Genomic DNA, 19,895 nt, shown 5'->3' with positions numbered 1-19,895 from the left:
AAGCAAAACATTATTGCCATACAGGGATAATCCTTCATGTCCGATAACCGCTGGGAAGGGATCGACGAATTCGTCGCCGTGGCCGAGTGCAGCCAATTCACTGCCGCCGCCGAACGCCTCGGGGTTTCCTCCTCTCACATCAGTCGACAAATCGTACGGCTTGAAGAGCGGCTACAGACACGGCTGCTGTATCGCAGCACCCGTCGGGTGACCCTGACCGAGGCTGGGCAGACTTTTTTGCAACATTGCCAACGGTTGCAGGATGGCCGTGAGGAAGCACTCCGGGCGGTGGGCGATCTCACCAGCGAACCCAAGGGCATGTTGCGAATGACCTGTGCGGTAGCCTATGGCGAGCGGTTCATCGTGCCGTTGGTGACACGGTTCATGGGGCTTTATCCACAATTGCGGGTAGACATCGAACTGAGCAATCGCCCCCTCGACCTGGTCCACGAAGGGCTGGACCTGGCGATTCGCCTGGGTCGTTTGCAGGACTCACGCCTGATTGCCACGCGCCTCGCACCGCGTCGCATGTACCTGTGCGCCTCACCGTCTTACCTGGAACGCTATGGCCGCCCCCATAGCCTGTCGGAATTGAGCCGTCATAACTGTCTGATCGGCAGTTCCGACCTCTGGCAACTGGAACAGAACGGGCGGGAATTTTCCCAACGCGTGCAGGGAAACTGGCGTTGCAACAGCGGCCAGGCGGTGCTGGAGGCGACCCTGCAAGGGGTCGGGTTGTGTCAGTTGCCGGATTACTACGTGTTGGAGCATTTGCACAGCGGCGCGCTGATCTCGCTGTTGGAGGCGCATCAGCCACCGAATACGGCGGTGTGGGCGCTGTATCCACAGCAACGGCATCTGTCGCCGAAGGTGCGCAAGCTGGTGGACTACTTGAAGGAAGGGTTGGCGCAGCGACCGGAGTATCGGGGGTAGCTGTCAGCAGCATTTTTGGTGATTGGACGATCGCCTTCGAGAGCAAGCCCCACAGGGATTTCAGTGAAACCAATCTTTCATACCACCAAGATTCCCTGTGGGAGCGGGCTTGCTCGCGAAGGGCGCAACACGGTATCCGGTCGAACAATAAATCCCTTAGAGACGATGCGCCCAACGCTGGCGCAACCACTCCAGGTCTTCTGGCCGGGTGACCTTGATGTTGTCCGACCGCCCTTCGATCAACCGAGGCGCCTGGCCCGCCCACTCCATGGCCGAAGCTTCATCGGTAATCACCGCATCCGCCACCAGGCTGTCGGCCAATGCCCGATGCAGGGCCCCAAGGCGAAACATCTGCGGGGTATAGGCTTGCCAGATCACGCTGCGATCAACGGTTTCCAGCACACGACCGTGCTTGTCGACGCGTTTGAGGGTGTCGCGCGCCGGAACGGCCAGCAAGCCGCCAACCGGATCGTTCGCCAGCTCGCTGAGCAAGGTGTCCAGATCGTCCCTGGACAGGTTGGGCCGGGCGGCATCATGCACCAGTACCCAATCGTGATCGTCGGCGCCCTGGGCATGCAGGTGCAGCAAGGCATTGAGCACCGAATCCGAACGCTGCGCGCCACCGTCCACCCGCTGGATGCGAGTGTCGCTGGCACAGGCCAGGGTCGACCAGTACGGATCATCGTGTGCAATGCAGACCACCACGCCCTTGACGGTCGGATGGTCGAGGAAACAGCCGAGGCTGTGTTCAAGAATTGTGCGTCCGCCCAGTTGCAGGTATTGCTTGGGACGGTCCGCGGCCATACGGGCTCCGACGCCCGCGGCAGGAATCACGGCCCAGAAGGCCGGCAAGCGGATACTCATTGGGCCAACTGGTAGAGGGTTTCGCCCTCCTTGACCATACCCAATTCATGGCGAGCCCGCTCTTCAACGGTCTCCATGCCTTTTTTCAATTCCATCACTTCGGCGTCCATTACCCGGTTACGCTCCAGCAATGCCTCGTTCTCGGCGTGCTGGTCGGCAATCTGCTGTGTCAGGTCGGCCACTTGCGCCAGGCTGCCATTACCCACCCACAGGCGGTACTGCAGGCCGGCCAGCAACAGGAGCAAGACAAGAAACAACCAATTGGGACTGCGCATCGAATATCAGGTATCCAGTGAAAAAAGACCGCCATGCCAAACTTTGCAGCGTCTGATAGCACGAAGCCTGGAAAACCCAGGCTTGTGCTTGATAAGGCATCAGATTAGAGGGAAAACCGCCACCGAGGCGAGTTTTCCGTCCTAACCCGCTGTCTTTTTACCATTTACCGCTTAACCGCGAAACTCGCCGCGACCGTTGTACTTGGCCTTGCCATTCAACTGCTCTTCGATCCGCAGCAGTTGGTTGTACTTGGAAACGCGGTCGGAACGGCACAGCGAACCGGTCTTGATCTGTCCTGCCGCGGTGCCCACGGCCAGGTCCGCGATGGTCGAATCCTCGGTTTCACCGGAGCGGTGGGAGATCACCGCGGTGTAGCCGGCGGCCTTGGCCATCTGGATGGCTTCCAGGGTCTCGGTCAGGGTGCCGATCTGGTTGAACTTGATCAGGATCGAGTTGGCGATCTTCTTATCGATGCCTTCTTTCAGGATCTTGGTGTTGGTCACGAACAGATCGTCGCCCACCAGCTGGGTTTTCTCGCCGATCTTGTCGGTGAGGATTTTCCAGCCAGCCCAGTCGGACTCGTCCAGACCGTCTTCAATGGAGATGATCGGGTAGCGCTCGGTCAGGCCCTTGAGGTAGTCGGCAAAACCTTCGGCCGTGAATACCTGGCCTTCACCGGACAGGTTGTACTTGCCGTCTTCGAAGAACTCGCTGGCGGCGCAGTCCAAGGCCAGGGTCACGTCGGTGCCCAGCTTGTAGCCAGCATTGGCCACGGCTTCGGAGATCACTTTCAGCGCATCTTCGTTGGACGCCAGGTTCGGTGCGAAACCGCCTTCGTCGCCCACCGCGGTGCTCAGGCCACGGGCCTTCAGCACAGCCTTGAGGTGATGGAAAATCTCGGTGCCCATGCGCAGGCCTTCGGAGAAGGACTTGGCGCCAACCGGCTGCACCATGAACTCCTGGATGTCGACGTTGTTGTCGGCATGCTCGCCGCCGTTGATGATGTTCATCATCGGCACCGGCATCGAGTAGACGCCCGGGGTACCGTTGAGGTTGGCGATGTGCGCGTACAGCGGCAGGTCCTGGTCCTGGGCGGCAGCCTTGGCGGCGGCCAGGGAGACGGCGAGGATCGCGTTGGCGCCCAGGGAGGCTTTGTTCTCGGTACCGTCGAGCTTGATCATGGCCAGGTCGAGGGCCTTCTGGTCGGCAGGATCCTTGCCCAGCAACAGGTCACGGATCGGACCGTTGATGTTGGCAACGGCCTTCAGTACGCCCTTGCCCAGGTAACGGCTCTTGTCGCCATCACGCAGCTCCAGCGCTTCGCGCGAGCCAGTGGAAGCACCGGACGGCGCGCAGGCGCTGCCGATGATGCCGTTGTCGAGAAGCACGTCCGCTTCAACAGTGGGGTTGCCACGGGAGTCGAGAACTTCACGACCTTTGATGTCGACGATTTTTGCCATTGTTGTAAACACTCCAAAGTTGACGAAACGCTGTAGGGGTACTGCCGGATGACGATGGAAGTTCAAGGGCGCCATCGCGGGCAAGCCTTGCTGCCACCCGAGCCAGAGCGATAATCGAGCGGTACTTTACCGGAGAAAACCGCGTTACGCGGTTTCTATCGTCGGAAAACCCTTGACCAGCTCGTCCAGCGCCTTGAGCTGAGACAGGAAAGGTTCCAGCTTGTTCAGGCGCAGGGCGCAAGGGCCGTCGCACTTGGCGTTGTCCGGATCGGGGTGGGCTTCCAGGAACAGGCCGGCCAGGGACTGGCTCATGCCCGCCTTGGCCAGGTCGGTGACCTGGGCGCGACGACCGCCGGCGGAGTCGGAACGTCCGCCAGGCATCTGCAGCGCGTGGGTCACGTCGAAGAACACCGGGTATTCGAACTGCTTCATGATGCCGAAGCCGAGCATGTCCACCACCAGGTTGTTGTAGCCGAAGCTCGAACCGCGCTCGCAGAGGATCAACTGGTCGTTCCCGGCCTCTTCGCACTTGCTCAGGATGTGTTTCATTTCCTGGGGCGCAAGGAACTGGGCTTTCTTGATGTTGATCACCGCGCCGGTCTTGGCCATCGCCACCACCAGGTCGGTCTGGCGCGACAGGAAGGCCGGCAGCTGGATGATGTCGCAGACCTCGGCGACGACCGCGGCCTGGGCAGGCTCGTGGACGTCGGTGATGATCGGCACGCCGAAGGCTTGCTTGATGTCCTGGAAAATCCGCATGCCTTCTTCCAGGCCCGGACCACGGTAGGAGGTCACGGACGAGCGGTTGGCCTTGTCGAAGCTGGCCTTGAACACGTAGGGGATACCCAGTTTCTGGGTGACCTTGACGTATTCTTCGCAGACCTGCATCGCCATGTCGCGGCTTTCCAGCACGTTCATGCCGCCGAACAGCACCATGGGCTTGTCGTTGGCGATCTCGATGTCGCCGACGCGGATGATCTTCTGGGCCATCGTCTTATGCCTTTTTCTGGTGTTGGGCCAAAGCGGCTTTCACAAAACCACTGAACAGCGGATGACCGTCGCGCGGCGTCGAGGTGAACTCGGGGTGGAACTGGCAGGCGACGAACCATGGATGGTCCTGGGCCTCGACCACTTCCACCAACGCGCCATCACCGGAGCGACCGGAGATCTTCAGGCCAGCCTCGATCAGTTGCGGCAGCAGGTTGTTGTTCACTTCGTAGCGGTGACGGTGACGCTCGACGATCACGTCCTTGGCGTAGCACTGGTGCACCAGGGAGCCGGCTTCGAGCAGGCATTCCTGGGCGCCCAGGCGCATGGTGCCGCCCAGATCGGAGGCTTCGGTACGGATTTCCACCGCGCCGGTGGCGTCTGCCCACTCGGTGATCAAGCCCACGACCGGGTGGCCGCTGGCGCGATCGAACTCGGTGGAGTTGGCGTCTTTCCAGCCCATGACGTTACGGGCGAATTCGATGACCGCCACTTGCATACCCAGGCAGATACCCAGGTAAGGCACCTTGTTTTCGCGAGCGTATTGCACGGCGGTGATCTTGCCTTCCACGCCGCGCAAGCCGAAGCCGCCCGGTACGAGGATCGCATCGGCGCCTTCGAGCAGGCCGGTGCCCTGGTTCTCGATGTCTTCGGAGTCGATGTAGCGCAGGTTGACCTTGGTGCGGTTGCTGATGCCGGCGTGACTCATCGCCTCGATCAGCGACTTGTAGGCATCCAGCAGTTCCATGTACTTGCCGACCATGGCGATGGTGACTTCGTGCTCAGGGTTGAGCTTGGCATCGACCACGGCGTCCCATTCGGACAGGTCGGCGCCAGCGCATTGCAGGCCGAAACGCTCGACGACGAAATCGTCCAGACCCTGGGAGTGCAGGATGCCCGGAATCTTGTAGATGGTGTCGGCGTCTTCCAGGCCGATGACCGCGCGCTCTTCAACGTTGGTGAACTGGGCGATCTTGCGGCGCGACGAGATGTCGATCGGGTGATCGGAGCGGCAGATCAGCACGTCCGGCTGCAGGCCGATGGAACGCAGTTCCTTGACCGAATGCTGGGTCGGCTTGGTCTTGGTTTCGCCAGCGGTGGCGATGTACGGGACCAGGGTCAGGTGCATCAGCATCGCGCGCTTGGCGCCGATTTCGAAACGCAACTGGCGGATGGCTTCGAGGAATGGCTGGGACTCGATATCGCCCACGGTCCCGCCGATTTCGACCATCGCCACGTCGGCGTCGCCGGCACCCTTGATGATGCGGCGCTTGATTTCGTCGGTGATGTGCGGGATGACCTGGATGGTCGCGCCCAGGTAGTCACCACGACGCTCCTTGCGCAGCACGTGTTCGTAGACACGACCGGTGGTGAAGTTGTTGTTCTGGGTCATGGTCGTGCGGATGAACCGCTCGTAGTGGCCCAGGTCCAGGTCGGTCTCGGCGCCGTCGTGGGTGACGAACACTTCACCGTGCTGGAACGGGCTCATGGTGCCCGGGTCGACGTTGATGTACGGGTCCAGCTTGAGCATGGTGACCTTAAGCCCCCGCGCCTCCAGGATGGCCGCCAATGAAGCCGAGGCAATGCCTTTCCCCAATGAAGAAACAACACCGCCCGTGACGAATATGTAGCGCGTCATGAAAAACCCTAGAAGTCTGCGTTAAAGCGGTCCGAGCCGCCGGGGAAAGCGAAGGAAGGCCGAAGCCCCCGATCACCTGCATTAATCACAGTGCACCTTTCAAAAAAACCGCCGCGTTGGGACAGACCGGAAGACAAATCACCGGTACGTTGCTCGCTACACATTTTTTGGAATCGCCCAGCAAAGACTGCTTGGTAATCGGCAACTCCTGCAATTCAGGCGAATCCACAGAAGTTGTATCAAGAAGGGAGCGTAGTCTACCGGAAAGCCCCTTTCAGCTCAAACCCAGATCTTGGTTTCCTGGCGTCCAGATCAATCGCCAACTGCCATCCGCTTGTGCATCAAGCCCGGCCAGGTTGGCCACCGCCAGCAATTGCTCGCCTTGATAGAGCAGCGGCAATCGGCCGCGAACGAACGCCGGCACGCCCTTTTCATTGAGCAAACGCTTGAGATCACGATGGCCACGACCCGCTAACGCCAGCACCTCGCCGCCTTGACGATAGCGCACGCTAAACGCCCCCGCAGGCGGCTGGCCGATAAGCGCCAACCGACCGTTGCCCGGCAAGCGCAGCGGCAGCGCCGGATCCGCCCAGTCGACGGGGCCTGGCGGCGAACATAGCCAGTGGTCGGATAACCACCAGACCCGCCCGGCGGCCCGGTGCAACTCGCCGCCGGCCAGGCGCCAGATTGGCCGGGCACCGTCCGCGGCATCGCGCAACGAGTCCCAGCCCACCCAGTGATCGCTGTCGGGCAGCAGGGTCAGCGGTGCCAGCCAGTGGCTCAACGCGTTGCGCTGACGGGCCGGTGACAACGCCCGCAACGGCGCCAGCACCAGCGATTGCAGCCCAAGCCAGTCGAACGCATCCGGCGTCACGGCCTGGGCCAAGTCGATCCGCGCCAAATCGTCCAGCAAGCCTTGGGCTTCGCCCATATGCGCAGCACTTCGGGCCAGGGTTGCCGAGGCTTGCGGCCAGTGCCCGGCCAGCGCAGGAAAAACCCGCTGGCGCAGGTAGTTGCGCGCGTACCGGTGATCATCGTTGGACGGGTCGTCGATCCAGCTCAAGCCCTGTTGCGTCGCATAAGTTTCCAGCTCGGTACGGGATACCTCGAGCAAGGGCCGCAGCAGATGCCCCAGTCCCAAAGGCCGCTGCCGTGGCATCGCCGCCAAGCCCCTCACCCCTGCCCCCCGCAGCAGGCGAAACAACAAGGTTTCGGCCTGATCATCACGGTGCTGGGCGGTGAGCAGCACTTCATTGCCATGGGTGGCCGCCACGAACGCGCCATAACGCGCCTCCCGAGCGGCACGCTCGATGCTGGCGCCAGGACGCACTTGTACATTCACCACGTCCAGCGGTACGCCAAGGGTCGCGCAGACCGAACGGCAATGATCCGGCCACGCCTCGGCCGCTGCCTGAAGGCCGTGATGCACATGGATCGCACTCAGCGCGGGCAAGGCGTGGTGTTGCGAAAGGGTCGCGAGCAGGTGCAACAGGACGGTGGAGTCGAGGCCGCCGGAGAAGGCGATGCGCCAGGTGATGGCGTTGCGCCAGGGAGATAGCTGTGTGAGGAGCCGGGTTGGCAGGTCGATGCTTGTGTTCATGGGTTTCAGCCTTGGCACAAATCAAATGTGGGAGCGGGCTTGCTCGCGAAGGCGGTGAATCAGTCAACACATGGGTTGAATGTTAAACCGCTTTCGCGAGCAAGCCCGCTCCCACACTGGCTCCCCACACAACTGCTGGAAGCTTGGTCAGATCAGAGACCGTAGCTCATCAACCGCTCGTAGCGACGGGCCAGCAGCGCGTCGTTGTCGAACTTCTTCAGCATCGACAATTGCGAACTCAGCTCTGCTCGGATCAGCGCGGCAGCCGCGACCGGATCACGGTGGGCACCGCCCACGGGTTCGTTGATCACTTTGTCCACGATCCCCAGGCCTTTGAGACGCTCGGCGGTGATACCCATGGCTTCCGCGGCGTCCGGCGCCTTCTCGGCGGTTTTCCACAGGATCGAGGCGCAGCCTTCCGGCGAGATCACCGCGTAGGTGGAATACTGCAGCATGTTCAACTGGTCGCAGACGCCGATGGCCAACGCACCACCGGAACCGCCTTCACCGATGACGGTGGCGATGATCGGGGTTTTCAGCCGTGCCATGACCCGCAGGTTCCAGGCAATCGCTTCGCTCTGGTTGCGCTCTTCGGCGTCGATGCCCGGGTAGGCGCCCGGGGTGTCGATGAAGGTCAGGATCGGCATCTTGAAGCGCTCGGCCATCTCCATCAGGCGGCACGCCTTGCGGTAGCCTTCCGGACGCGGCATACCGAAGTTGCGGCGGACTTTCTCGCGCACTTCGCGGCCCTTCTGGTGACCGATGACCATCACCGGCTGGTCGTCCAGGCGGGCGACACCGCCGACGATCGCGGCATCATCGGAGAAGTGACGGTCGCCGTGCAGCTCGTCGAACTCGGTGAAGATGTGATCGATGTAGTCCAGGGTGTATGGACGACGCGGATGACGCGCCAGGCGCGCGATCTGCCAGCTGGTCAGCTTGCCGAAGATGTCTTCGGTCAGCGTACGGCTCTTGTCCTGCAGACGAGAGATCTCATCGCCGATATTCAGCGAATTGTCATTACCGACCAAGCGCAACTCTTCGATCTTGGCTTGCAGGTCGGCGATCGGCTGTTCGAAATCTAGAAAATTCGGGTTCATAGGCGTCCGTCTTGGGTCGACGTCCAAGAAAGCTTGGGCCGGCCGGTTGTCTATTCGCGCCCTACCTTAAGGGAGAGGCGCGTTCAGGTCGAGATTAAAAATTCGGGTCGCGGTCAGGGACACTCCAAGTCCAGGAGTGGCCCCTGGCCGTCAACGGTATTGGAGGAAGACGTTGTCTTTGCCGAACTGGTCACGCAAGGCTTGAATCAACGCATCCGCCGGATCGATCCGCCAGCCCTCGCCGAACTGCAGCACGGCCTTGGCGTCGGGGCGCACGTACTCCATGGTGATCGGACAAGCACCGCGATGGCGCTTGAACAACTCGCCCAGCCAGCGTAGCTGGTCGCCCTTGAGGTCCTGGGTCTGCAACTTCAGGCGCAGGCTCTCGGCGAGGTTGGTCCGGGCATCTTCCATGCTCATCACCCGCTTGACCCGCAGCCTGAGGCCACCGGAGAAGTCATCGTTGCTGACCTCGCCTTCCACCACCACCATCGCGTCGGTCTGCAACAGCGACTGCGCCGAGTGGAACGCATCGGCAAACAACGACGCCTCGATGCGCCCGGAACGGTCGTCGAGGGTGATGAAGCCCATCTTGTCGCCCTTTTTGTTTTTCATCACCCGCAGGGCGATGATCATCCCGGCGACGGTTTGCGTATCCCGAGCCGGCTTCAGGTCGATGATGCGCTGGCGGGCGAAGCGGCGGATTTCACCTTCGTATTCATCGATCGGGTGGCCGGTGAGGTACAGCCCCAGGGTGTCTTTCTCGCCTTTGAGGCGCTCCTTGAGGGTCAGCTCCTTGGCCTTGCGATGGTTGCCGTAGACATCAGCGTCTTCTTCGACGAACAGGCCGCCAAACAGGTCGGCGTGGCCGCTGTCATGGGTGCGGGCGGTCTGTTCGGCGGCCTTGATCGCTTCTTCCATGGCCGCCAGCAACACCGCGCGGTTGCGGTCGATGTTGGCCTGGTAGGCCTTGGGTTCGTCATGGAAGTAAGGACCCAGTCGGTCCAGTGCGCCGCTGCGGATCAAGCCATCGAGGGTGCGCTTGTTGATACGCTTGAGGTCGACCCGGGCACAGAAATCGAACAAGTCCTTGAACGGTCCATCCTGGCGTGCCTCGGTGATGGCTTCTACCGGCCCCTCACCCACGCCCTTGATCGCGCCCAGGCCATAAATGATGCGGCCCTCGTCGTTCACCGTGAACTTGAACTCCGAAGCGTTCACGTCCGGTGCGTCGAGGCGCAGCTTCATGGTCCGCACTTCTTCGATCAGGGTCACGACCTTGTCGGTGTTGTGCATATCCGCCGACAGTACGGCGGCCATGAACGGCGCTGGATAATGAGCCTTCAACCACGCGGTCTGGTACGACACCAGGCCATAGGCGGCAGAGTGGGATTTGTTGAAGCCGTAGCCGGCGAATTTTTCCACCAGGTCGAAGATGTTACCGGCCAGGTCCGCATCGATGCCGTTGTTCGCACAGCCCTCGATGAAACCGCCGCGCTGCTTGGCCATCTCCTCGGGCTTTTTCTTACCCATGGCTCGACGCAGCATGTCCGCGCCGCCGAGGGTGTAGCCGGCCATCACCTGGGCAATCTGCATCACCTGTTCCTGATACAGGATGATGCCGTAGGTTGGCGCCAGCACTGGCTTGAGGCCGTCGTACTGATAATCCGGGTGCGGATACGCCAGTTCGGCGCGACCGTGCTTACGGTTGATGAAGTCATCCACCATGCCCGATTGCAGCGGCCCCGGACGGAACAGGGCCACCAGTGCGATCAGGTCTTCCAGGCAGTCGGGCTTGAGCTTCTTGATCAGCTCCTTCATGCCCCGGGATTCAAGCTGGAACACTGCCGTGGTTTCGGCCTTCTGCAACAGGCTGTAGGTCGGCTTGTCGTCCAGCGGGATGAAGGCAATGTCCAGCGGCTCTTCGCCCAGCTTGGCGCGGTCGCGGTTGATGGTTTTCAGCGCCCAGTCGATGATGGTCAGGGTCCGCAGGCCGAGGAAGTCGAACTTCACCAGGCCCGCCGCCTCGACGTCATCCTTGTCGAACTGGGTGACCAGGCCGTCGCCCTCTTCATCGCAATAGATCGGCGAGAAGTCGGTCAGCTTGGTCGGCGCGATGACCACGCCACCGGCGTGCTTGCCGACGTTACGCACCACGCCTTCAAGCTTGCGGGCCATTTCCCAGATTTCCGCGGCCTCTTCGTCGACCTTGATGAAGTCCCGCAGGATCTCTTCCTGCTCGTAGGCTTTTTCCAGGGTCATGCCGACTTCGAACGGAATCATCTTCGACAGACGATCCGCCAGGCCGTAGGACTTGCCCTGCACCCGCGCCACGTCACGCACCACCGCCTTGGCGGCCATGGAACCGAAGGTGATGATCTGGCTCACCGCGTTGCGGCCGTATTTCTCCGCCACGTAGTCAATGACCCGGTCGCGGCCGTCCATGCAGAAGTCGACGTCGAAGTCGGGCATGGATACCCGTTCCGGGTTGAGGAAACGTTCGAACAGCAGGTCATATTCCAACGGGTCGAGGTCGGTGATCTTCTGCACGTAGGCCACCAGCGACCCGGCACCCGATCCACGGCCAGGGCCCACCGGCACGCCGTTGTTCTTGGCCCACTGGATGAAGTCCATCACGATCAGGAAGTAACCGGGAAAACCCATCTGGATGATGATATCCAGTTCGAAATTCAACCGGTCGACATACACCTGGCGCCTGGCTTCGTAATCTGGGGTGGTGTCCTTGGGCAACAGGACGCTCAGGCGCTCTTCGAGGCCGTCGAACGACACCTTGCGGAAATATTCGTCGATGGTCATGCCATCGGGAATCGGGAAGTTAGGCAGGAAGTGCTTGCCCAGCTTCACTTCGATATTGCAACGCTTGGCGATCTCGACGGTGTTTTCCAGCGCCTCGGGCAGGTCGCTGAACAACTCGGCCATTTCCTCGGCGCTCTTGAGGTATTGCTGGTCGCTGTAGTTCTTTGGCCGGCGCGGGTCATCGAGGGCCCGGCCCTCGCCGATGCAGACGCGGGTTTCGTGGGCTTCGAAGTCTTCCTGTTTGATGAAGCGCACATCGTTGGTCGCTACCAGTGGCGCGCCGATCTTGTCGGCCAGCGCCACGGCGGCATGCAGGTGTTCTTCGTCATTGGGGCGATTGGTACGCTGCACCTCGATGTAGAAGCGGTCCGGAAATACCGTCATCCAGTCACGGGCCAGCGTCTCGGCTTCCTCGGTGTTGCCGCTGAGCAGGGCCAGGCCGATTTCACCCTCCTTGGCCGCCGACAGCATGATCAGGCCTTCGCTGGCCTCGACCACCCATTCGCGCTCGATGATGATCGAGCCGTTGCGCTGGCCATCGATGAAGCCGCGGGAGATCAACTCGGTCAGGTTGCGGTAACCCACGGCGTTCATCACCAGCAGGCTGATACGGCTCAACGGTGCGTCCGGATCCTTGCTGGACAACCACAGGTCGGCACCGCAGATCGGTTTGATCCCGCCACCCATGGCGGTCTTGTAGAACTTGACCAGCGAACACATGTTGTTCTGGTCGGTGACCGCCACGGCAGGCATGTTCATGCCCACCAGGGTCTTGACCAGTGGCTTGATCCGCACCAGACCGTCGACCAGGGAATATTCAGTGTGCAGGCGTAGATGAACGAATGAAGCCGGCATAGTGATCCTGCGTTAAGTCATGAAAACAACTAGGCCCGGATTGTACCGGGCCTTGGGCAAAACATCAGCCAAGAGTGTCGGACCTTGAAAATCCGAACACGGCTTTTGTGGTGAGGGGATTTATCCCCGCTGGGGCGCGAAGCGGCCCTGAAACCTGATAACCCGTTATGTCTGACAGACTTCGGGACTGCTTCGCAGTCCAGCGGGGATAAATCCCCTCGCCACAAAAGCAGCGTTCGTCTTAAGAAACAGGGTACTGACTGTTTATGATCATCCCTTCACGGGCTTCATAAGCCAGCCGCACCGGCGCGAACGAGCGCCGATGGATCGGTGTTGGCCCCAGTCGCGCCAAGGCTTCCAGATGCACCGGCGTCGGGTAGCCCTTATGGCCACCAATGCCATAGCCTGGGTAAATCAGTTCAAAGGCGCTCATCTCCCGGTCACGGCTGACCTTGGCCAGGATCGATGCCGCCGCGATAGCCGGCACCTTCGCATCGCCCTGGATCACCGCCTCGGCGCGCATCGACAGTTTCGGGCAACGATTGCCATCGATCATCGCCAGCTTCGGCATGATGTGCAGGCCTTGTACCGCACGCTGCATGGCGAGCATGGTGGCGTGCAGGATATTCAGCTCGTCGATTTCTTCGACCTCGGCCCGGGCGATGCACCAGCTCAGGGCCTTCTCGCAGATTTCGTCGTAGAGCTTCTCGCGACGGGCTTCGGTGAGCTTCTTGGAATCGTTGAGGCCCAGGATCGGCCGCTTCGGGTCGAGAATCACCGCTGCCGTCACCACTGCGCCGCACAATGGACCGCGGCCCACTTCATCGACGCCCGCTACCAGCTCTTCGACTTCGGCGACCAGGTTGAAGTCCAGGCCCATCTGCTGCTTCGAATGCTTCATGGCTTGGCACCGATCAAGGTCAGTACCGCGTCTGCCGCCTGGTTGGAGGCATCGCGACGCAACGTGCGGTGAATTTCATCAAAGCCCCGGGTCTGTTCCTGGCCACCGTCGATCAACGGCGCCAGCGTGTTGGCCAATGCATCGGCGGTTGCATCGTCCTGCAGCAACTCGGGCACCAGCAAACGCTGGGCCAGCAGGTTCGGCAAGGAGATGTAAGGGCTCTTGACCATGCGCTTGAGGATCCAGAACGTCAGCGGTGCCAGACGATAGGCGACCACCATCGGGCGCTTGTACAGTAACGCTTCAAGGGTAGCAGTGCCGGAGGCAATCAACACTGCGTCGCACGCAGCCAACGCCTGGTGGGAGCGACCGTCGAGCAGCGTGACGGGCAAATCGCGGCCAGCCAGCAATGCTTCGAGCTGCTCACGCCGCTGCGCACTGGCACACGGCAACACAAAGCGCACGCCGGGACGCATCGCCCGGAGGCGTTCGGCGGCATCGAAAAACAAGCCGCCCAGGCGACTCACTTCGCCGCCCCGGCTGCCCGGCATCAAGGCCACTAATGGTCCGTCGGGCAAACCCAACGCCTGGCGGGCAGCCTCGCGGTCGGCTTCCAGGGGAATGGTGTCGGCCAGGGTATGCCCGACAAACCGCACCGGCACACCCTTCTCCTCATAGAACCTGGCTTCGAACGGCAGCAGCGTCAGCATCAGGTCGCAGCCTTCGCGAATCTTCAATACGCGCTTCTGCCGCCAGGCCCAGACCGAGGGACTGACGTAGTGCACGGTCTTGATCCCGGCCTGACGCAACTTGAGTTCGATGTTGAGGGTGAAATCCGGCGCATCGATGCCGATAAACACATCCGGTTTTTCGTCAATGAGGGTCGCAATCAGCTTCTTGCGCCGGGCCAGCAGCTCTCGCAGCCGACCGAGCACTTCCACCAACCCCATCACCGACAGGCGCTCCATCGGGAAATAGGAGGTCAGCCCCTCAGCCTGCATCAATGGCCCGCCGACGCCGATGAACTCGACCGCTGGATGCTGCACCTTGAGCGCTCGCATCAGGCCTGCACCCAGGATATCGCCGGAAGCTTCGCCCGCCACCAGCGCAACACGCAAATGGCCCATGGTCAGCGAGTGATGCCGCGGGTCGAAGACTGGATGGAATCGCGGAACACCGCGACTTCCGGGAACTGGGTCGATGCTTCGGCCAACTCGACAAGCGCCTGTTCGATGGTCAACCCCTGGCGATACACAACCTTATAGGCGCGACGCAATGCGGTGATCGCGTCTTCGCTGAAACCACGTCGACGCATGCCTTCGAAGTTCATGCTGCGGGCTTCGGCCGGATTACCGAACACGGTGACATACGCCGGGACGTCCTTGCCGATGGCGGTGCCCATGCCGGAAAAGCTGTGGGCACCGATATGGCAGTACTGGTGGACCAGGGTGAAGCCGGACAGGATCGCCCAATCATCCACGTGGACATGGCCCGCCAGCGCGGTGTTGTTGACCAGGATGCAATGGTTGCCAATGACGCTGTCGTGGCCGATGTGGGCATAGGCCATGATCAGGTTATGGTCGCCCAGGGTCGTTTCGGAACGATCCTGAACGGTGCCACGGTGAATCGTCACACCTTCGCGGATCACATTGTGATCGCCGATGACCAGGCGGGTTTCTTCACCCTTGTATTTGAGATCGGGCGTGTCCTCGCCTACCGTAGAAAACTGGTAGATACGATTATGCCGGCCGATCCGGGTCGGTCCCTTGAGCACCACATGCGGGCCGATCACCGTACCCTCGCCGATTTCCACACCTGCGCCGATAATCGACCAAGGGCCGACCTCGACGTCGTCGGCCAGGACGGCCGTCGGATCGATGATTGCGCGAGGGTCAATCAAACTCATAGCTTGCGTTCCGCGCAAATGATTTCAGCAGAGCAGACAGGCTTGCCGTCGACCGAAGCCTGGCATTCAAACTTCCAGATCTGGCGCTTGCAACTGATGAACGTGGCTTCGAGGATCAACTGATCGCCCGGGGTCACCGGCTGGCGGAAACGCAACTTGTCGGACCCGACGAAGTAGTAGAGCGTGCCGTCCGCGGGCTTCACGTCCATGATCTTGAATCCAAGGATCCCGGCAGCCTGAGCCATGGCCTCGATGATCAGCACGCCGGGCATGATGGGGTGCGCAGGGAAATGACCATTGAAGAATGGTTCGTTGATGCTGACATTCTTGTAGGCGCGAATGCGCTTGCCCTCAACATCCAGCTCCACTACCCGATCCACAAGCAGGAACGGGTAACGGTGAGGCAGGTATTCGCGAATCTCGTTGATGTCCATCATTTCGGGGGGAAGCCTATGTAAAGATTGGGAGGTGCGCGATAGACGCGCGCTCCGCTAGCAAATCAAGGAAGCCTGGCGGCCGTGCACACTTGATATGGAAATGGTATCAGCCATCTGATGAAGCATTACCGTCAGGGGTCACTTCCCCTACACGCTTTTCCAGCTGTCGCAGGCGTCGCGCGATATCATCGAGCTGACGAATACGGGCCGCGCTCTTGCGCCATTCAGCCGCCGGCTGCATAGCCGTACCGGAAGAATAGGCACCCGGCTCGGTAATCGAGTGGGTCACCATGGTCATTCCGGTCAGGAAAACGTTGTCACAGATCTCGATGTGCCCCACCAGCCCCACGCCACCGGCGAGCATGCAGTGCTTGCCGATCCTGGTGCTGCCGGAGATACCCACGCAGGCCGCCATGGCGGTGTGGTCACCGACCTGGACGTTGTGGGCGATCTGGATCTGGTTGTCCAATTTCACGCCATTGCCGATGACAGTGTCAGCCAGCGCGCCACGGTCGATGGCGGTATTGACGCCGATCTCCACGTCATCGCCGACGGTGACGCCACCAATCTGGGCAATCTTCTGCCAGACGCCCTTCTCGTTGGCGAAACCGAATCCTTCACCGCCCAGCACCGCGCCGGACTGGATCACCACCCGTTTGCCGATGCGCACATCGTGATACAGCGTGACCCGGGGAGCCAGCCAGCCACCTTCGCCGATCTCACTACGGGCACCGACGAAACAATGGGCACCCAGCGTGACCCCGGCACCGATCCGCGCCGCACTCTCGATGACCACGAAAGGACCGATGCTGGCCGTCGGATCGACCACCGCATCCGTCGCAATCACCGCACTGGGATGAATGCCGGCAGCCGCCTTGGGCTTGGGGTCGAACAGATGGGAAATCCGCGCATACGCCAGATAGGGATCGGGCACGATCAGGGCGTCACCGGCAAAACCTTCGGCATCGGCAGCCTTGAGCAACAAAGCGGCGGCCCGGCTATCAGCCAGGTACTTGCGATATTGAGGATTTGCCAGGAAGCTCAACTGAGCTGGGCCAGCCTCTTGTAAAGTGGCTAGCCCAGTGATTGCCTTCTCCGGGTCGCCACGCAAGGTGGCTCCGAGGAACTCGGCCAGCTGACCGAGTTTTATAGTCGCTGTCATGGATTACTTCAGCTGATTCATGCGCTCGATGACCTGGCGCGTGATGTCGTACTGAGGCTTGACGTCGATCACTGCACCACGCTCGAACACCAGGTCAAAACCACCTTTCTTGATGACTTCTTCGACGGCGCTGTCGAGCTTCGGCTTGAGCTGCTTGAGCATTTCACGGTCGGCAACGGCTTTCGCTTCGTTCAGCTCCTTGGACTGGAACTGAAAGTCACGGGCCTTTTGCTTGAACTCAAGCTCCAGGCGCTCACGCTCGCCCTGGGCCATCTTGTCGCCACCGGCGACCAGGCGATCCTGGATGCCTTTGGCACTGCTTTCCAGGCTCTTGAGCTTGGTCAGTTGCGGGCCGAACTTTTTCTCCGCGTCCACGGCGTATTTCTTTGCCGCGTCGGATTCCAGCAAGGCCATCTGATAGTTCAGTACGGCGATCTTCATGTCGGCAAAAGCCGGACCTGCGACCAGTACGGTCGCCAGGAGAACCAATTGAGTCAACTTACGCACGATGTACTCCTACAAAATTCATTGTCGTTATCTTGGGTCAGACGCTTAGAACGTCTGGCCGAGGGAGAATTGGAACACTTGGGTTTCAGCGTCGTCCGGTTTCTTGATCGGCATCGCCAGCGCGAAGCTCAAAGGACCGAGGGCGGTCACCCACGTCACGCCTACACCAACGGAACTGGCCATGTTGCTGAGGCTGATGTCGTTGCATTTGGCGTTCGAATTAGTACCGTTCGTGTTAGTGGTGTTATCGCAACTGGAATCAAACACGTTACCCACGTCCCAGAATACCGAGGTGCGCAGAGAGCGCTGATCCTTCACGAATGGCATCGGGAACAGGACTTCAACGCCACCCTGGATCAGTACGTTGCCACCAAATGGCAGAGGATCCTGATCCGGGTCCGCCAATGTACCTGTGTTACCGGTAACGGCCGCGCCACGGCTCGGCGTACTGCGCGGGCCAAGGGTACTGTCCTTGAAGCCACGTACCGAGTTGAAGCCGCCGGCATAATAGTTTTCATAGAACGGCAGGCCGTCGGTCGAACCATACCCATCGCCATAACCCAGCTCGGTATGCAGGCGCATGGTGTAGGTGTCGGTCAACGGCTGGAACAGTTGGCCGCGATAATCGAGCTTGAAGAACGACAGGTCGCTGCCAGGAATGGTGCTTTCCAGGACCAGGCTCTGGGAATGACCACGCGTCGCCAGCACGCCCTTGTTCAGGGTCGATTCGGACCAGCCGGCAGACGCCTTGAAGTTCAGGTAGCTGTCGCCTTCTTTCTTGACGAAGTCGAAGATCTCGTCGACGGTGTATTTACCGGTGTTGATCTTGTCCTGCTGGGCAGTCAGACCGAACGTCAGGCGCGAGGTCTCGCTGATCGGGTAACCGATGTTGGCGCCGACACCGTAGCTGTCCACCGCATAGCTGGAGATATCGGAGTCGAGCTCGTCATAGTCGGTGGTGCGATAGAAGGCGTTGTAGCCCAGGCTCACACCGTCGGCAGTCCAGTAGGGGTCCACGAAACCGAAGTTGTAGCGGGTCTGGTATTCGCTGCGGGTCAGGCCGACGCTGACTTTGTTACCGGTACCCAGGAAGTTGTTCTGGGTGATCGAGCCACCGAGAATCAGGCCGGCGCTCTGGGCAAAACCGACACTGGCGGTGATCGAGCCGGAAGCCTGCTCTTCGACGCTGTAGTTCACATCGACCTGGTCATCGACGCCCGGCACTGCCGGTGTCTCGACGTTGACTTCCTTGAAGAAGCCGAGGCGCTCCAGACGGGTCTTGGATTGGTCGATCAGGTAGGTCGAAGCCCAGCCACCTTCCATCTGGCGCATTTCACGGCGCAGCACCTCGTCCTCGGACTTGGTGTTGCCCCGGAAGTTGATACGGTTGACATAGGCGCGCTTGCCCGGGTCCACGGCGAAGGTGATGTCGACGGTGTGGTCTTCATCGTGTGGCTGCGGCACGCCGTTGACGTTGGCAAAAGTATAGCCTTCGTTACCCAGGCGACGGGTGATCAGCTCGGACGTGGTGGTCATCAACTTGCGCGAGAACACCTGGCCTTTCTGTACCAGCAGCAACGACTTGACCTGGTCTTCAGGCACCTTCAGGTCACCGCTGAGCTTGACGTCGCGAACCGTGTACTTCTCGCCTTCGTTGACGTTGACGGTGATGTAGACGTGCTTCTTGTCCGGGGTAATGGATACCTGGGTCGAAGCGATGTCCATGTTGATGTAGCCGCGGTCCAGGTAGTAGGAACGCAGGCGCTCCAGGTCACCGGAGAGTTTTTCACGGGCGTACTTGTCATCGTTCTTGAAGAACGACAGCCAGTTGGTGGTCTTGAGTTCGAACAGGTCGATCAGGTCTTCGTCGGGGAAAACCGTGTTGCCCACCACGTTGATGTGCTGGATGGCCGCCACGGTGCCTTCGTTGATGTTGACCTTCAGGCCGACACGGTTGCGCGGCTGCGGCACCACTTCGGTGTCGACGGTGGCCGAGTAGCGACCCTGGGCGACGTACTGGCGCTGCAGCTCGTTACGCACACCTTCGAGGGTCGCGCGCTGGAAGATCTCGCCTTCGGCCAGACCGGATTGCTTGAGGCCTTTCATCAGGTCTTCGGTTGAGATCGCCTTGTTGCCTTCGATCTCGATGCTGGCGACCGACGGCCGTTCGACGACCGTGATGACCAGGACGTTACCGTCACGGCCCAGCTGGATATCCTGAAAGAAACCGGTCTTGAACAGCGCACGAGTGGACTCCACCAGGCGCCGATCATCCGCCTGCTCGCCGACGTTCAACGGCAAGGCACCAAAGACGCTACCTGCGGAAACCCGCTGGAGGCCGTTGACACGAATATCAGAGATAGTGAAGGACTCGGCGTGAACTTCGGCGATCATCAACACGGTAAATACCGCGGTTAGCAGCAGACGTTTCATGAAGTCCTTTCTTATTCC

16 protein-coding genes are annotated in these 19,895 nt (G+C 60.7%); 1 reads left to right on the top strand and 15 read right to left on the bottom strand.

Translation table 11 applies throughout. The annotated features are described in order from the left end of the window. The first annotated feature begins 36 nt into the window (after nt 1-36). On the top strand, nt 37-933 hold the full coding sequence (locus FBY02_RS03560; RefSeq protein ID WP_144923455.1) for a LysR substrate-binding domain-containing protein: 897 nt from the start codon (nt 37-39) through the stop codon (nt 931-933). 156 nt (nt 934-1,089) lie between these two features. Here FBY02_RS03560 and ispD read toward each other — a convergent pair whose 3' ends face one another. The 15 genes from ispD to bamA form a co-directional block, all read right to left on the bottom strand. Then, nucleotides 1,090-1,797: a 2-C-methyl-D-erythritol 4-phosphate cytidylyltransferase gene (ispD, locus tag FBY02_RS03555; RefSeq protein WP_144923452.1), complete on the bottom strand. Its 708-nt coding sequence runs from the start codon at nt 1,795-1,797 to the stop codon at nt 1,090-1,092. After that, nucleotides 1,794-2,072, bottom strand: coding sequence for a cell division protein FtsB (gene ftsB / locus FBY02_RS03550; protein WP_024779031.1), 279 nt, complete (start codon nt 2,070-2,072; stop codon nt 1,794-1,796). Before ftsB ends, ispD begins: the two co-directional genes overlap by 4 nt. Nucleotides 2,073-2,243: 171 nt before the next feature. Further along, nucleotides 2,244-3,533: a phosphopyruvate hydratase gene (gene eno, locus FBY02_RS03545; protein ID WP_144923449.1), complete on the bottom strand. Its 1,290-nt coding sequence runs from the start codon at nt 3,531-3,533 to the stop codon at nt 2,244-2,246. Between the two features lie 144 nt (nt 3,534-3,677). Next, nucleotides 3,678-4,523 (bottom strand): 3-deoxy-8-phosphooctulonate synthase, encoded by an 846-nt coding sequence (gene kdsA, locus FBY02_RS03540; protein WP_053152762.1) that lies wholly within the window; start codon nt 4,521-4,523, stop codon nt 3,678-3,680. A gap of 4 nt (nt 4,524-4,527) precedes the next feature. After that, complete coding sequence (locus FBY02_RS03535; RefSeq protein WP_144923446.1) at nt 4,528-6,159, bottom strand: CTP synthase; 1,632 nt, start codon at nt 6,157-6,159, stop codon at nt 4,528-4,530. A 274-nt stretch (nt 6,160-6,433) separates the two neighbouring features. Next, nucleotides 6,434-7,759 (bottom strand): tRNA lysidine(34) synthetase TilS, encoded by a 1,326-nt coding sequence (gene tilS / locus FBY02_RS03530; protein WP_144923443.1) that lies wholly within the window; start codon nt 7,757-7,759, stop codon nt 6,434-6,436. 152 nt (nt 7,760-7,911) lie between these two features. After that, nucleotides 7,912-8,859, bottom strand: coding sequence for an acetyl-CoA carboxylase carboxyltransferase subunit alpha (locus FBY02_RS03525; protein WP_144923440.1), 948 nt, complete (start codon nt 8,857-8,859; stop codon nt 7,912-7,914). Nucleotides 8,860-9,009: 150 nt separating this feature from the next. Next, nucleotides 9,010-12,531: a DNA polymerase III subunit alpha gene (dnaE, locus tag FBY02_RS03520; protein WP_144923436.1), complete on the bottom strand. Its 3,522-nt coding sequence runs from the start codon at nt 12,529-12,531 to the stop codon at nt 9,010-9,012. Nucleotides 12,532-12,772: 241 nt separating this feature from the next. Then, a complete protein-coding gene (gene rnhB / locus FBY02_RS03510; RefSeq protein WP_144923434.1) occupies nt 12,773-13,432 on the bottom strand; it encodes a ribonuclease HII in 660 nt (219 codons plus the stop codon). Continuing rightward, complete coding sequence (gene lpxB, locus FBY02_RS03505; RefSeq protein WP_144923431.1) at nt 13,429-14,559, bottom strand: lipid-A-disaccharide synthase; 1,131 nt, start codon at nt 14,557-14,559, stop codon at nt 13,429-13,431. The genes rnhB and lpxB overlap by 4 nt, the downstream gene beginning before the upstream one ends. A 2-nt stretch (nt 14,560-14,561) precedes the next feature. Further along, nucleotides 14,562-15,338: an acyl-ACP--UDP-N-acetylglucosamine O-acyltransferase gene (gene lpxA / locus FBY02_RS03500; protein WP_144923428.1), complete on the bottom strand. Its 777-nt coding sequence runs from the start codon at nt 15,336-15,338 to the stop codon at nt 14,562-14,564. Next, nucleotides 15,335-15,775, bottom strand: coding sequence for a 3-hydroxyacyl-ACP dehydratase FabZ (fabZ, locus tag FBY02_RS03495; protein WP_139647365.1), 441 nt, complete (start codon nt 15,773-15,775; stop codon nt 15,335-15,337). Before fabZ ends, lpxA begins: the two co-directional genes overlap by 4 nt. A 106-nt stretch (nt 15,776-15,881) precedes the next feature. Then, nucleotides 15,882-16,937, bottom strand: coding sequence for a UDP-3-O-(3-hydroxymyristoyl)glucosamine N-acyltransferase (gene lpxD / locus FBY02_RS03490; protein WP_144923425.1), 1,056 nt, complete (start codon nt 16,935-16,937; stop codon nt 15,882-15,884). A 3-nt stretch (nt 16,938-16,940) separates the two neighbouring features. Further along, nucleotides 16,941-17,444 carry an OmpH family outer membrane protein gene (locus FBY02_RS03485; protein ID WP_024779019.1) on the bottom strand — a complete coding sequence of 168 codons (504 nt, stop codon included), beginning with the start codon at nt 17,442-17,444 and terminating at the stop codon, nt 16,941-16,943. 45 nt (nt 17,445-17,489) lie between these two features. Continuing rightward, nucleotides 17,490-19,877 (bottom strand): outer membrane protein assembly factor BamA, encoded by a 2,388-nt coding sequence (gene bamA / locus FBY02_RS03480; RefSeq protein WP_144923422.1) that lies wholly within the window; start codon nt 19,875-19,877, stop codon nt 17,490-17,492. Nucleotides 19,878-19,895 lie beyond the last annotated feature (18 nt).

The sequence above is a fragment of the Pseudomonas sp. SJZ078 genome (assembly GCF_007828255.1).
In the GTDB taxonomy this organism is placed as follows: domain Bacteria; phylum Pseudomonadota; class Gammaproteobacteria; order Pseudomonadales; family Pseudomonadaceae; genus Aquipseudomonas.
This window is presented reverse-complemented; position numbering and strand designations above follow the sequence as displayed.